The sequence below is a fragment of the Microcoleus sp. LAD1_D3 genome (genome assembly GCF_036702135.1).
Lineage (GTDB): Bacteria > Cyanobacteriota > Cyanobacteriia > Cyanobacteriales > Microcoleaceae > Microcoleus.
The window spans coordinates 107,582-123,965 of sequence record NZ_JAUBSB010000011.1 but is presented as its reverse complement, the minus strand read 5'-3'; the positions used below and the strand labels follow the sequence as shown (position 1 = coordinate 123,965).

Below are 16,384 nucleotides of genomic sequence, written 5' to 3'. Positions count from 1 at the left end.
CATAAAAAGTAAGTAGTGGGGCTTTAGCCCTCTTTTAATAGTAAGTAGTTGGGCTTTAGCCCTCTTGAAAAAGTAAGTAGTTGGGCTTTAGCCCTCTTGAAAAAGTAAGTAGTTGGGCTTTAGCCCTCTTGAAAAAGTACGTAATTGGGCTTCAGCCATAAGAGGGCTGAAGCCCAACTACGTACCTAATCAAGATATACTCTAAGTTGTTCAGCCATAACCTGAACATTAGGGGGATAATTCATAGTAATATGATTTCCCGGCACTTCTCGAACCTCTACCCCTACCGGAGCAACCTCAATCCAAGGTAATTCTGGATTTTTGGCATTAACTTCATTTTGTTCTGTAGCACGGAAAAATATAATTCTGCCTCCATAAGTTTGAGGGATGTAATTTAGCATCGCTTGGGCGTGTACTTTAAACAGATGAAGAAACTGGCGAATCTGAGGTAAACCAAAATCGGGAGGAACTACCCTATTAGCAATCTTTACTTGCTCCAAAAAGTAGAGAAGTTGCTCATCTGGCTCAAGTTTTTGAAGGACATCCATAGAAAGAGACAGATTGAACCCAACACCTAGCAAATATACCAAAATTGCTGTATCATCTTCCGTCGCTAAAACAGGCATTTGACCAGGGCCCGGAGTATCTATTAAAGTTAGCAATGCTATCTTTTCACCTTGGGCATTGAGTTGCTGTGCCATCTCAAAAGCAACAGTGCCTCCAAAAGAAGAACCACCCAAAAAATAAGGGCCTTCAGGTTGTTTGAGCCGCACTGCTTCAATATAGCGAGTCGCCATTTCTTCAACAGTAAAAAACTCTGATTGCCCATCTGAGACGTGCGCTTGTATTCCAAAAACAGGTTGATCGGAACCTAGATAACGCGCTAAATCCCGATAAATATATACGTGACCGCCTACCGGATGAACTAAGAACAAAGGTTGCTTAAAACTACCACGCTGAATTTCTACTAACAAGGACTCCGAAGCTGTCTGGAGTTGCTGATCAGGATTATCTGATAATTCGGAATTGTCTTTAATTAATGCAGCCAAAGCTGCAACAGTAGATGATTGTAAGAGGCTATGGGGAGACAATGATTTTTGCAGTGTTTCGTTTAATTTAGTTATTAGTTGAACGGCTAATAAAGAGTCTCCGCCTAAATCAAAAAAATCATCATGAATCCCTACTTGCTCGATGCCGAGAAATTCTTGCCAGATACTAGCAATAGTTTGCTCAATTGCATCTCTCGGAGCAATATAGGTATTGTGTAAACTCGGTCGAGAGTGGTGTGGTGTTGAATCTACTGGTTGGGAATTTTCATCTGGTAAAGATGCAATTTTAATCGGTTGCTCGATTCCTGGTGCTTCAATCCAGTAACGTTGGCGCTCAAACGGATAGGTTGGCAATGGGAGACGATAACGCTGCTCATCAGCATAAAATTTAGGCCAATCTATTTGTACTCCTCCTAACCAGAGTTTACCCAATGTAGTAAGTAAGAAAGCTACATCTGAATTTTGGTCTTGTGGATGGCGCAATGAAGAAAGTACAATCTGCTCAGCCCCCTTATTAGGATGTTGTTTTGCTAGCGTGTTCAACGTCCGTCCGGGTCCCACTTCTAGCAATATTTGATTTTGGTCTTTTAATAGCTGTTGTAACCCATCTGCAAAGCGTACTGTTTGGCGCAGATGTTGAGCATAATAACTCGGATTTGTCGCCTCCGTTGCTGTAATCCAATTACCAGTGACATTGGAGATGTAGGGAATTTTAGGCGAGTTCAGCTTAACTTTTTTCACCTGTTTGGTGAATGGTTCTAAAATAGGCTCCATCATCTGTGAATGGAAGGCATGAGAAGTGTGCAATCGGCGACACTCTACACCTTTTGCGAGTAGTTCTTGTGCCAATTCATCTACGGCATCAGTAGCACCTGAAACCACGCTCATAGATGCTCCGTTAATCACAGCCAAATCGAGTTTACTGCCCAAAAAAGGTTGCACTTGCTGTTCTGGAAGTGGAACTGCAAGCATGGAACCACTCGGCAGTTGTTGCATTAATTTACCTCGTGCCGCTACCAATGATAAGCCATCCTCTAAGGAGAAAACACCAGCTAAACAAGCTGCTACATATTCACCAATGCTATGACCAATCATCGCTTTGGGATGCACTCCCCAAGACATCCATAATTTAGCTAAAGCGTACTCGATCGCAAACAGTGCTGGCTGTGTAATCGCAGTCTGCTTTAGTTGGTTTGTAGCTGCTTCTGCTTGTGCTTCACTGGGATAAAGTACGTGGCGCAGGTCAATTTCCAACTGAGGTTTAAGAATTTCCGAACATAGATCGATTTGTTCGCGAAATATTGATTCAACTTGGTAGAGTTCCAAGCTCATATTGATGTACTGCGAACCCTGTCCTGAAAACATAAATACGACAGGTCGATCTTTAGACTCTTGGAAGCTAGTAAAAACTCGTTTTGCATCGAGTGTTTCGAGGGCAATAGCACTTTCTTCTATGTCATTACTAACTACTATCCGTCGATGGCTGAAAGCTCTTCTACCAACTTGAAGCGTATAAGCAACATCAGCAAGATTTTCATCTGGATGCTGCTTTAAATAGTTGCTCAAATTTACCGTTGCACTATCAAGTGCAGAGCTAGTTTTTGCAGATAAAACCAACAGTTGTGATGGTCGGGCTTCTCCAGATTTTTCTATACTAGGTGCTTCTTCTAGCACCACATGAGCATTAGTTCCACCGATGCCAAAGGAACTAACTCCAGCACGGCGCGGCGTTTTACCTGCTTTCCATTCGGAAAGTTTAGTATTAACGTAAAAGGGACTGTTGGCAAAATCAATCTTGGGATTGGCTTGTTCAAAATGCAAGCTAGGTGGTATTAATTGGTGTTTGAGAGCTTGGACAGTTTTGATTAAGCCAGTGACACCAGCAGCAGTATCCAAATGTCCGATATTGGATTTGGCAGAACCGATCGCACAAAAGCCTTTTTTCTTAGTTTCGAGTGAGAAAGCTTGCGTCAGCGCGGCAATTTCGATCGGATCGCCGAGGGGTGTTCCGGTTCCGTGAGCTTCTATATAGCTGACGGTTTCAGGGGGAATTTCTGCGATCGCCAGAGCATCTGCGATCGCCTGCGCCTGACCATCTATACTGGGAGCTGTGTAGCCAATTTTGAAAGCACCATCATTATTGAGCGCAGAACCTTTAATCACCGCATGAATGTAATCTCCGTCTGCGATCGCCTCCTCTAATCTTTTCAAAACCACAATTCCTACACCGCTACCGCTCACAGTTCCCTGTGCCTTAGCATCAAAGGCTCTACAGTGTCCGTCTGGCGAAAGAATCATCCCCTCTTTATAAAAATATCCTGCCTTTTGGGTAACGCCTATAGAAACGCCACCAGCCAAAGCCATATCGCATTGGTAATTCAGCAAGCTTTGGCAAGCCATGCTAATAGCAACCAATGAAGTAGAACAGGCTGTTTGGACAGTAATACTCGGTCCTTTCAAGTTTAATTTGTAAGAAACGCGAGTTGACAGGAAATCTTTCTCATTGGCGATCGCAAGTTGGAAATCTCCAACGGATTCTCTAAGCTGGTGATTAGGATAAAGGTTATTCAAAAAATAAGTATTGAAACTCCCTGCGCCTGCGTAAACTCCTATCGAACCTTCGTAAGTTTCTGAGTTGTAGCCAGAACTTTCTAGAGCCTGCCAAGCCGACTCCAAGAAAAAGCGGTGTTGTGGATCTGTGATTTCAGCTTCTCTAGGATTAAACCCAAAGAATGAAGCATCAAACAACTCAATATCTTCTAGTACCCCTCTTGCTTTTACATAGCGTGGGTCACGCACCACTGATTCGTCAATACCCAAAGATTCTAGTTCTTGTTCGGAGAAGAAAGAAATAGATTCCACACCATCACGTAGGTTTTGCCAGAACTCATCAACATTTTTAGCACCAGGAAAACGACCTGCCATGCCGATGATAGCGATACCTTCTATAGAGTCGGGAGTTTCAGAGTTGTCCATTTTTATTCTTTCCTTGCAAGCGTTGTTTTTGCTTTTGGCGATTGATTGCCTCTTTTTGTTTTTTGACGCGATCTTGACTTGACGCAGCCGAGGATTTTTCCTCCGGCTCCTCATTTAAATATTTCGCCAAAGAGCTGATGGTTGGATATTTAAACATTTCAATGATTGAAACCTCTTTGTCCACCACTTCTCTCAGTTGACTATGAGCCTGAGCCATCAGTAATGAATGACCACCTAGATCGAAGAAATTATCATCTACACCTACTTTTTCTAAGTGTAATACCTGTTGCCAAACTGTAGCAATAGCTTGTTCTATTTCACTTTGGGGGGCGACATAAGTTGTTTCCAACTGTGGGTTAATAGCATCGGGAGCTGGTAGTGATTTGCGGTCTACTTTACCGTTTGGTGTGAGCGGCAAATGATTCAAAAATACAAAGCTGGAAGGAATCATATAGTCAGGCAGTTTCTGCTTTAGAAAGTTGCGTAAGCTCCCGACTGTTGTGCGTTGCAAAACTTTCAAGAAGCCCTGAGTTTCCATAAGATACTCTATGCTTTGTTGAACTAGAGCCTGCTCAGTTCGGGTGAGGGCAAACACAATCCCACATTGCTCCCCTTGTCGCCAGACGATCCTGCCTTCCAACCATTGCTCCTCACTCAAACCAGGTAGACGCAGGTAGAGGCGGACAGGTTGACCAGGTTGATAAGCCTCTGGTACGCCTACTATGCAGACACCACCGATGGAAATGTCTTCTGTACGAAGTTCCAGCGCTGGATTTCCGCGAAATTCGGTCAGACACACGCTCTGATAAGGCACTCGTTCTGGTGTGAGGTTAGAAGTAATATAAGCGACTAGACGTTGGTTGCCGGAGGCATCCTCGCGGTTGATAACAAGAGACTCCTGCACATCCGAGTGTTTGCTCAATACGGCCTCGATCTCGCCGAGTTCGATGCGGAAGCCGCGAATTTTTACTTGATGGTCGATGCGGCCGAGAAATTCGATATTGCCGTCGGGTAGGTAGCGGGCTAAGTCACCAGTTTTATACAAGCGCTTGCTCTGTTCGTTGCTAAAGGGGTTGGGAATAAAGCGATCGGCAGTTAGTTCGGGCCTGTTGAGATAGCCCCGTGCTAAACCAGCACCGCCAATATACAACTCTCCGGGAACACCGATCGGGACAAGCTGTTTTTGGGCATCTAGAATATAGACCTGTGTATTGGCAATGGGGCGACCGATGGATGGTGACTCGTTACCCCCTTTCTTCACTAAAGTATATGTGGAATAGGTGGTGTCTTCGGAAGGGCCATAAAGGTTGAAGACCTTTTGCACTGTGTGGTGTTCATACACCTGCTGTACGAGTTTATTGGGAAGGGGTTCACCCGCCAGGTTGACGGTGCGGACAGAAGAAGGTATGCCGTCCATTCTCAATAACTCAGCGATCGCAGAGGGAACTGTATTGATCAGAGTGACATCTAGAGCGGCGGACAATGTGGGCAAATGCAATGCGTTCTCTGCCAAAATGACTTTGCCACCCCAGCTTAGGGGAACAAACAGCTCGAAGACTGACAGATCAAAGCAAATAGAGGTTGAAGCCAAAACTCCAGCAAAATCCTCTGGATTAAAAGTCTGTCTTGCCCAATACAACAGAGCAACTGCATTGCGATGCTCGATCGCCACTCCCTTGGGCTTACCAGTAGAGCCAGAGGTGTAGATGACATAAGCGAGGTTATCGAGCTTCACCTCACTGATTAGATTTTCCTCGCTCTGTCGCTCAATGATTTCCCAGTCTGTATCTACGCCAACGATACGCCCTTGATGTTTGGGAAGAGATTTCACCAACCGCGCCTGAGTCAGCAGCACTGGTACTTCGGCATCTTCTAGCATGAAGACCAAACGCTCTGGGGGATACGCTGGGTCTAACGGCACATAAGCCCCACCAGCTTTGAGAATGCCCAGTAGTCCCACTACCATTTCCAAGGAACGCTCTACACAGATACCCACCAATACCTCTGGCCCCACACCTAAATTCCGAAGGTGATGTGCTAATTGATTCGCTCGTTGATTCAGCTCTTGATAGGTAAGTTGCTCATCTTCAAAGACTAATGCGATCGCGTCGGGCGTGAGCTCTACCTGCTTTTGAAACAACTCGTGTATGCACGCATCTTTAGGGTAATCTGTTTCGGTATCATTCCATGCCACTAATTGCTGCCGTTCAAACTCAGTCAAGAGGGGCAACTCTGCAATTTTCTGGTCTGGGTTAGCGACAATGCCTTCTAGTAAAGCCTGAAAATTCCCCAACATCCTGGTGATGGTTGCCGCATCAAATAAGTCAGTGTTGTACTCAAGGCGACCAATGATGCCCGATGGTCTCTGATCAAGCTCAAGGTACAGATCAAACTTTGCCGCGCCGGTATCGACATCTAGCTGGCTAATCGTCCACCCATCCATTTCCGCAAGCGGGGGTTCGAGGACAAATGCGACTTGAAATAGAGGGTTATGGCTCAGCTTCCGCTCTGGCTGTATTTCTTCCACTAGCTTCTGGAAGGGCAATTCTTGGTGAGCATAAGCCCCTAATGTCACCTCCCGTACCCTCACCAGCAGTTCCTTAAAACTGGGGTTGTCAGAAAGGTCAGTACGCAGAACTAAAGTGTTGAGGAAGTAACCAATCATCCCTTCTAGCTCTTGTCGGTTGCGGATGTTCGCGACAGTACCCACAGGAATGTCGGTCTGCCCCGTATAGCGGTAGAGCAAGGTCTGGAACGCTGCCATCAACGTCATAAAGAGAGTGACACCCTCCCTACGACTCAGATCCTTAAGCATCTCGGTTAGCCTCAGAGGTAGGGCTAAACATTGCCTCGCACCCCGAAAAGTCTGCACTGGCGATCGCATTCGGTCAGTCGGCAGTGGCAGTGTTGGGAGATTCGCTAGTTGCTGCTTCCAATATCGGAGTAAGTTTTCGAGCACTTCTCCCTGTAGCCATTGCCGCTGCCAATAAGCAAAGTCCGCAAACTGAATCGCCAGTTCTGGGAGGGAGGATGGCAAGCCCAAAGAAACCGCGCTGTAGAGTGTCGCCAGTTCCTTCAACAACACGCTGTATAGAGAAACAGCATCGATCGCGATGTGGTGTATGGTCAGGAACAACCTGTAATCCGCCTCGCCCAACTGCATGAGAGTAGCCCGCACCAGCGGCCCTTGAGCGAGGTCAAAAGGCTGCTTCGCTTCCAAAGTTGCCAGCCGCAAAGCTTCAGACTCTCGTTCTGTCTCTGGAAATTCCCCAAGATTCACCACTGGCAACGTAAAATTCAAGGTATCTTGAATCACCATCACTGGTTGCCCATCCACGAGAGCAAAGGTAGTTCGCAAAATTTCGTGACGCTTGATGATTTCGCTGATGCTGCGCTCTAGTGCGGGGATGTTGACCGAACCAGGTAAACGAATGGTAATCGGTTCGTTATAGAAGGGCGTATCGGGAGCCAGTTGACATAAAAACCACAGTTGTTGCTGGCTGAATGACAGAGGCAAGTCCTGATTCCGGGAAATTGGTTGAATCGGCGGAGCCTGGGGTATCGGAGCTTTTTGACTGGCAATTTCCAGATTGTGAGCAAGGTCGGCGACTGTGGCAGACTCAAACAAGGTACGCAACGGTAATTCCACCTGGAAAGTGTCTCGCATTCGAGTGGCAATCTGCGTGACTAGCAGAGAGTGACCGCCCAATTGCAAAAAGTTGTCGCGGATACCAACCCGCTCTAGTCCTAGGACTTCAGCCCAGATTCCTGCCACTACCTCTTCGACAGGAGTTTGAGGTGCTACATAATCTTGTCCTACTTCGGGAATTTTAACGGCAGGCGCTAGTAACTTCTGGCGGTCTATTTTGCCGTTGGGCGTTAGTGGCAAGGATTTCAGGAATATAAAGCTGGATGGCACCATATAGTCGGGCAACTTATCTTTCAGGAAGTTACGCAACTTGCCTGCAGCGGTGCGTTGCAAAAATTTTAAGAACCCTTGAGTTTCTAAGAGATGGTCTATGCTCTGCTGAATCACAGCTTCTTCAGTGGGTGTGAGAGATAACTCAATTCCCGCCTGATTTCCCTGACACCAAGCGACAGTTCCCTCAAAACATCGCTCTTCGGCATCTCCCGGTAGCATTAGACGCAGGCGAACGCGCTGGCTTGTTGAGCAATTATCTGGAACTCCAACTACGCCGATACCACCGATAGATATGTCTTCTGTTTGTAGTTTAACTGAGCGATCGCCGTCAAATTCCGCTAAACACTCGCTTTTGAAGGGTGTGCGTTCTGCGGTGACTTTGGAAACAACATAAGCTATCAAGCGCTTCTGTCCGGGTACATCCTCTTGTGCTGCTACCACGGCTACCTGCACGTCTGGGTGTTGTCCCAGCACGGCTTCAATCTCGCCGAGTTCGATGCGGAAGCCGCGAATTTTAACTTGGTGGTCGATGCGACCTTGAAATTCTATGTTGCCATCGGGTAGATAGCGACCTAAATCGCCTGTACAGTAAAGGCGATCGCCTGTATGAGGATGAGTGATGAAGCGCTTGTTGGTCTTTTCCTCATCTCGCCAATAGCATCTAGCTAAACCAATTCCCCCAATATAAAGCTCCCCTACCTCTCCCTCGTTACATGGCTCCATCGCTTCGTTGAGCACGTAAAAATGCTGGTTGGTCATTGACCGACCGTAAGGGATGCTTTTCCATTTCGGGTCAACGGTTTCGATGGGATATAAAATCGACCAAATGGAAGCCTCGGTTGCACCTCCTAAGCCAATAACAGCAGGGGTTGAAGCCGGGCTGAGCTCAGATATTGCATCAAGGCCCTGGGCGGGCGGGACGCCCACCCCACCACCAGAGGCTGATTTTTCTTGTGGGATGGGCATCTTGCCCGTCCTCTTCAATTGAGTTGCAATATCTAAGTCTAAACTTTCGGACACCGAGCTAGAAATTAAAGCTTTGATTTGACCTGGCAAGGTCAGCGGTATCCAATCACCGCTGAGAAGGACTAATCGCACAGATGAGGGTAAATCTTTGCTATGACTAGCGGCATAATCCACCAGCATCTGCATCAAGGCGGGTGCGGAGTTCCAGATGGTGACTTGTGCTTGCGCGATCAGATCGACCCAGTGAGCGGGATCTGGCGATGCTGACGGTTGGGGGATAACAACCGTTCCTCCCGCAGCCAGCAAGCCGAAAATGTCATATACAGATAGGTCGAAACTGAGGGAGGATAGAGCTAAGACGCGATCGCCTGCTCCGACTTCAAAGCGGTAGTTAATATCGAGGAGTGTGTTAACTGCACCGCGATGCTCGATCGCTACTCCCTTGGGTTGACCAGTAGAGCCGGAGGTGTAAATCACATAAGCTAAATTATCCGGTGTCACCCCGCTGTCTGGGTTTTCTTCGCTGAAGCGATCTAATGTTTGTGAATTCCCATCCAAGCAGATGACACGCGCTTGGTGTTCGGGTAGAGACTCGGCTAAATGTTGTTGTGTAAGCAAAACCGGCGTTTGGGAATGTTCCAACATGAACGCCAGCCTGTTTTGCGGATAGTGCGGATCTAGCGGTACATAAGCTCCGCCAGCTTTGAGAATGCCTAATAGACCTACAACCATCTCTAGCGATCGCTCCACACAGGCTGCGACCAATACCTCTGGCCCTACACCCAGATTCTTCAGATGATGCGCTAACTGGTTAGCTTGGGAGTTTAACTCTTGATAAGTTAGCTGCTGGCCTTCAAAAATTACTGCAATAGCGTCAGGCGATCGCTCTACTTGGAACTCAAATAACTGGTGAATGCAAGTATCTTGGAAATTACCTAGCATTTTCTTCTTCCTTAGATAGGGAAATCCTGAGTTTTTTTGAGTTTTTTGCTCCGTTCCCATCCGAGTTGGGGAGTTAATAGCAGACCATAACCAACAGGCTTAAATTATTTAAATAAATTGGTAGTCAGATGGGGGTGATAGCGCCTAGCACCACCCAATAAAGCTAAGCTCGGTAAACTTTTGCTGCGATCGCCTAATCACTTTATGATATATGTTAATCGCGGTATCTGTGCGATCGCGGTCACTATTTCATCTACATTTAGGTACGTAGTTGGGCTTTAGCCCCCAAAGAGCGCCCAAGCGCCACTACGTACCTTTGAATCAACCCTTAAGTCAGGTACGTAGTTGCGCTTTACCCCCCCCCAAGCGCTCAGTTCCCTGCTTGAGTGGAATCTCAATCACGAACTCTGCTCCCTGTCCAGGCGCGGAAATACAAGCCAGTCTACCATGATGTTTTTCTACTACAATTTGGTAGCTAATAGCCAACCCCAAACCAGTGCCTGATCCGACAGGTTTCGTAGTAAAGAAAGGGTCAAAAACCTTCTGCCTTACTTCCTCTGTCATCCCCGCTCCATTGTCGGCAATCCGAATCTCTACTTGGTTACTATTTATAACACTGGTACGAATACGAACTTGGGATTTTTTCTTAGCCCTTGATGCTATAGGAGAAGTCGCTAATGATTCCTCTATAGCATCAATCGCATTGCTGAGTATATTTATAAATACTTGGTTCAGGAAGCCGGCGTAGCATTCTATTTCAGGGAGCTGACCATACTCTTTAATAATTTCAATTCCAGGATGGTCTGGCTTAGCTTTTAGCTGATTTTGCAACAGTAGCAGAGTGCTCTCGATCCCTTCATGAATATTTACTGGTTTCATTTCCGCCTCATCCAAACGCGAGAAATTCCGCAGCGACAAGACAATCTGGCGGATGCGTTCTGCCCCTAGCTGCATCGAATCAAGCAGTCTAGGAAAATCGGAAGTTAAGAATTCCAGATCGATATTGTCGGCAAAATTCTGAATTTCAGGAGTTGCATTAGGCAATTGCTCCTGATAGAGATTCAGCAACCCCAGCAAGTCATGAAAATAGTCGTTAGCGGGGGTAAGATTGCCGTATATAAAGTTAATTGGGTTGTTAATTTCGTGAGCAATACCAGCAACCATTTGCCCCAGACTTGACATTTTTTCAGTTTGAATTAGCTGAGTTTGTGTGGCTTGCAATTCTTTTAGGGTGAGTTCAAGTTGAATTGCTTGTTCTCTCAGCAGGCTATTTTTTTGGTTTAGCTCCAGAGTCCTATGTTCTACTTTTTGTTCAAGCGTTTGGTTGTAATCCTCTAATTGTTCATTAGCTGTTTTCAAGTTTTGAGTAGCGCTTTCCAATCTCCCATAGAGCATTGCATTTTTAAGGGATATAGCTATCTGTGAAGACAGTATTTTTAATACCTCCACCCTTTCCATGGTAAAAGCACCACTTGTTATATTATTCTCCAAATAAACAATGCCAATCAGCTTGCCTTGATTAATAATAGGCATAGATAATATGGACTTCGGTTTGGTTTTTAGGATGTAAGGATCGTTTATGAATCTTTGTGACACTCCTGCATCATTTAATACCACATTTTCTTTAGCTGTACGCACATAATTAATTAGGGAAAGGGGCAGGTTCTCACTATTTTCAACGGGTGATTCTGAACACAATACAACCGCATCTCTCTCCACAACACCTGTAGCTTTTATCACTAACTTTCCATCTTTATCTAAAATCAGGCAGCCAGTTGTAGCTCCAGCATTTTCCATCACAATTTTAAGTAACTTATCTAGCAACTTATCGAGAACTATTTCCTCAGCCAAAGCCAGAGATGCTTTGTTCACACTGGACAAATCCAAAACCGCCGAACTTCCTCCCGTGGTCGATGTTGTTGTTGTCCTATTAATCTCTATGCCTATAGATTCTCGCATCAGCATCTCGGAAAATACCAAATGATATCTAGACTCTAAATCTTTAACTTTACTTTTTGCTCCCCAACGAATATATCCGTAGTAAGCTTGTGTCAGATAGATTCGAGCAAACTTGTCTCTGCCTAGGGAGAAATAAAACTCGGCTGCTAGTTCCGATGCTAGTGCTTCTTCCTGAATGTATCCTTGTTCTTGAGCTCCCTTTATAGCTCGGTCATAATATTCCATTGCTTCTACAATTTGTCCTTGAATCCGTGCTTTCTCAGCCTCCACAAGCTCATATTTATGCTGGAAATTAGACGGGGCATCAAATGACCATTTCTGCATTTTTTGTTGATTTTCATCGACAATCGCCAAGTATTCTTGTTGCTCCGAGCTTGAATCTTTGGGATACTGAGCAAGGAGAGCCAGCGAATAATAGAAGTTGTGAGGAGCAGAAACTACCATACCGAGCGCACTGACTGCGTGTTCTGCGGCTAAACTGGCGTTGGCAACGGCATTCTTAGAATCTTTAAACAGATAAAAGAGAATGGTCTTGGCGAGATAAGCAATAAATAGCAGAATTCTATTGTTAGTTTCAATAAAAATCGGTATCATTTGTGTTTCATTAAAACTTTGCCCCACTAACTGACATTTAATCTCAGCTTCATTTTGAAGATTTAGTGTCAATTGATGAAATATCTGGATGTAATATATAGAATAGTCTTGTTTTAGCTTGAGCGCTAAATCAAGATATTGCTCTTGTTCCTCTTCTACAATGTCTAATCGTTGCCCGGTCAAAAATAGGCTGGCACAATAAACAGTAACACAATAACCAGCATATTCTATATCTCCCGTTTCCAGCCCACTTTGCAACCCTGATATTAAAAATGGCAAGGCTTCTTTAGCTGGCTTTTTCCAATGTACGACAAAACCGTTAAATAATTGGTAGACTTTACATTTAAGCGAATTGGCGTTAAATTTATCCAACAGCTTTAACGCTAGCTGACCTGCATGATATCCAGCATCTATTTCCCCGATGGCTGAACACAGTATTATGCTATAAAAAACATACGCAAAAGCGGCAAGAGGGGAATGACCGTGTTCCACGCAGATTTTAACTAGAGTCACTGCAAGCGGGAGCAAAATTTCGGGTTTGGCAGCGTAAGCAGGAGAAACAAGGGACATCAGTATCCTTAAAGCCGCTATCTTGTAAGGGTCTGTCATTTCTGGGATCTTGTCTAAGTCCGCGAGCTTTGGCAATCCAACCACAAAGCCGCCGTCACCTTCGTCATTTGATAAGGAAACACCCAGCATATCCAGCACTTGCAGCCCAGTATTAATGGCTTTTAACATCTGATTTTGAGCCATATAAAACTGGATTTGTAGCTCGTATACTTTCACTCTTTCGAGCAGCGTGTTAGCTTGTTGCAGAACGACTTCCGCAAGAGTGGCTGACCTTTCATAGTTGGTATTGAGATATTCCGCCTCCACTGCTTCTACATATAGTGCGAGGGTAAGGTCATAGTTACTGTGCCAACTGTTTTCTGCTAAGAGTTCTAACCCTACTTTTAGTAGCGTGACAGCAGCTTCATAAGCTGTGGCTGCTTTAGCTTTTCGACCAGCTATTAAATTTAATCTAGCCAGCTTGTATTTTTCTTCTTGCTCGGTAATGAATTCTACTCCCACATTGAGCTGGTTAACAATATCAAAAATATTTTCTTCTAAGTCGTATTGATTTGTATTCTGCCACAGTAGTTGACCAATTTTTAGGTGGGTAGCTTTTTGCTCGTCAGAAGGAATCAGAGAATAAGCCGCTTGCTGCACGCGATCGTGCAAAAATTTGTATGATACTTTGTAAGTATTAATTTCTGATTGGGTTCCTTGATCGCTCCCCATTACCAATGACTCATTACCATTGAAGAGTAAAGGAAGTTTAGAGGCACTTTCGCCGATGGGCAAAATTAGACCTGCCTGAAGCGCCTCCCATAAAGCAGATGCTGTTTCTGATATAGATTTTTCACTTACTATTGCCAAAACCTCTAAATTAAAGCGGTTGCCAATACAAGCTGCTAACTTTAAAACTTTTTGGGTATCTGGAGGCAGTTTTTGAATATTTCTGGCTATGAGTTCGACGACATTATAATCTGCAATTCCAATAGTTTGAATTTTTCCCAGGTCCCACGCCCAACTACCAATGCTGAAGTCAAATCTCAACAGTTTGTCTGTGTAAAGAGATGTGAGCATTTGAGTTAGAAAAAAGGGATTTCCTTGAGTTTTATTGAAAACTAACTCAGCTAATAACTTACACTTTTCTCTTTCAGTGTTCTTGTTTTTAGCAACCCAACTTTCCCCCTCAATTTGTCCGTGTTGCTCAGAAAAACAAGCAAGAGAGGGAACTGCTGATGAGCAGTTGTCACCCAAAGTGTCAGCGACTAATTGATTGACTGTACTAAGTGTCAACGGTTGGAGGACGATATTATTTATTATTGAGCCACAGCAATAAATACTATCTAAAGTCTGCATTAAAGGATGAGTTGGACTGACTTCGTTATCTCGATAGGCTCCAATTACCAATAAATATTGGCTATCTGAGTCAGTTAGCAGCACATGAATCAATTTTAATGAAGCAGAATCTACCCACTGCAAATCATCTAAAAATAAAACGAGCGGATGTGCTTTTTGGGTAAAAATATGAATGAATTGTTTAAAGGCAAGATTGAAACGGTTTTGTGATTCGCTTGCCCCTAATTGAGAAACTTCAGGTTGGTTGCCAACGATCAATGCCAACTCGGGAATAACGTCAATGATCACTCTAGTATTTGGACCTAACTCATTTAAAATCTTCAGTCTCCAAAAGTTGATTTTTTCAGGACTTTCTGTTAAGAGTTGGCGAATTAGTTCTTCAAAAGCTTGAATTAAAGCTGCATAGGGAATGTTACGCTTAAATTGGTCAAACTTGCCTGCGATAAAATAACCCCTGGCTCCGACAATGGGTTTGTGGATTTCATAAACTAAGCAAGATTTACCTATTCCTGAGTAACCGGAAACTAGCATCATCTCGGCTGTTCCAGCACTAACTCTGTCAAAAGCCTCCATTAGATGGGCTACTTGCGTTTCTCGTCCGTACAGTTTTTGTGGAATCAGAAATCGACCGGACTTATCACGCTCACCCGGAATAAAGTTACAATTTTTGCCAGTTTGTTGTAAGTGATTGAGACATTGTTCTAGATCGGCTTTCAGACCATAAGCACTTTGATATCTATCTTCAGCAGTTTTGGCTAATAATTTCATCACAATGTCAGAAATTGCTTTGATAATCTCGTCATTTTGAATTTGAGATTGGCGAGTGTCACTCGTAATTTCTACTCTGCTGTTTTCCTCTTTTGCCGAGATCATGTGCCAGAGCGGGACAGGCTGTTTAGCGATGTGGCAGTGAACTAATTCCATCGGATCTGTAGCCTTAAATGGCACTTCACCGCACAGCATTTCATAGAATGTGATACCTAAAGAGTAGAAGTCGGTGCGGTAGTCAAGTGAGCGATTCATCCGCCCTGTTTGCTCTGGTGATATATAAGCGATTGTGCCTTCTAGTAAAGTGGGATGGCTGAGTGTTTGGGTTTCTCTCGACAATCGCGTGGCAATGCTAAAGTCAGTAATTTTTACGTCGAGGCTAGCAGGAGTGATGATGATATTTGTTGGCTTAATATCTTTATGAATAATTTGGTTGTCATGCAATTTCCCCAGAGTATCTGCTAACTGAATAGCAATTCCCAAAAACTCTTTGAGTTCAAGTGGGCGACTATTCAAAAACTTTTTGAGGGCTTCTCCTCGTGAATCTTCCAATATCAGTGCTAGACCATTACGATCATTTTCCAATCCATAGGTCTTGACAATCCCTTCTAAATTGAGATGTCGGGAGATTTCATATTCATGTCTCAATTGCATAATCTCTTCGACCGTAGGATACTCACCTCTAAGGAGCTTGATAATTACAGGACTCCGATCTTCCTTCCTCTCGGCGCGATAAACTACTGTATTTAAACCCTCATTAAGTTTTTCGAGGAGCTTGTAATTTGCTGTGATATTCATAAATATTGAACCTATCTTAACACTATAGTATTTGATGCTGTACGACAGTAAATATTGAGGGCATTTTCGCTAACACTTTCATTCTTGTTTTAACATTCAAGCATGAAAAAAATGTTTTTTCGTTAATTACCTTAAAAAATGTCTTTACTTTGGCAAAATAGATGACCCTTTATCTCTAAATAGGATACCACATGCCGCCCCTAAGTAGATAGGCGCAAAAAAATATAAATGGGCTGTAGGGGCAGGTTTAGCCCGTAATCATTGCTAGGAGAGATTTTGGCTTTTTAAAACAGATCCGGCCCACCTTTGTTTACAGTGGTTTTCAAGTGTATGAGGTAGAGTAACAACAATGAGTAAACCAATTTTTAAGAGCTTTGAGAGTGAGCGAGTCGAATCCGTACAAATGCTGACGCTTAGGTGTCACTACTTACGTGCTCCAACCGAACGTAGATATTTTGTAGCTTAGACTCTTCTGCTTTCAAGCGGATTTAAATATGGAGAG

General features: G+C 44.3%; 3 protein-coding genes. All 3 read right to left on the bottom strand.

Going from position 1 to position 16,384, the window contains the following annotated elements; translation table 11 throughout:
* Window positions 1-185: 185 nt before the first annotated feature.
* On the bottom strand, window positions 186-4,025 hold the full coding sequence (locus QUA74_RS09155; RefSeq protein WP_333327203.1) for a beta-ketoacyl synthase N-terminal-like domain-containing protein: 3,840 nt from the start codon (window positions 4,023-4,025) through the stop codon (window positions 186-188).
* Window positions 4,012-9,855 carry an amino acid adenylation domain-containing protein gene (locus tag QUA74_RS09150; protein ID WP_333327201.1) on the bottom strand — a complete coding sequence of 1,948 codons (5,844 nt, stop codon included), beginning with the start codon at window positions 9,853-9,855 and terminating at the stop codon, window positions 4,012-4,014. Before QUA74_RS09150 ends, QUA74_RS09155 begins: the two co-directional genes overlap by 14 nt.
* 333 nt (window positions 9,856-10,188) lie before the next feature.
* On the bottom strand, window positions 10,189-15,882 hold the full coding sequence (locus QUA74_RS09145) for an AAA family ATPase (RefSeq protein WP_333327199.1): 5,694 nt from the start codon (window positions 15,880-15,882) through the stop codon (window positions 10,189-10,191).
* Window positions 15,883-16,384 lie beyond the last annotated feature (502 nt).

Excerpts from the sequence above, each read along its gene's own strand:
- QUA74_RS09145 (WP_333327199.1), bottom strand. The coding sequence starts at position 15,882 with ATGAATATCACAGCAAATTACAAGCTCCTCGAAAAACTTAATGAGGGT.
- QUA74_RS09155 (WP_333327203.1), bottom strand. The coding sequence starts at position 4,025 with ATGGACAACTCTGAAACTCCCGACTCTATAGAAGGTATCGCTATCATC.
- QUA74_RS09150 (WP_333327201.1), bottom strand. The coding sequence starts at position 9,855 with ATGCTAGGTAATTTCCAAGATACTTGCATTCACCAGTTATTTGAGTTC.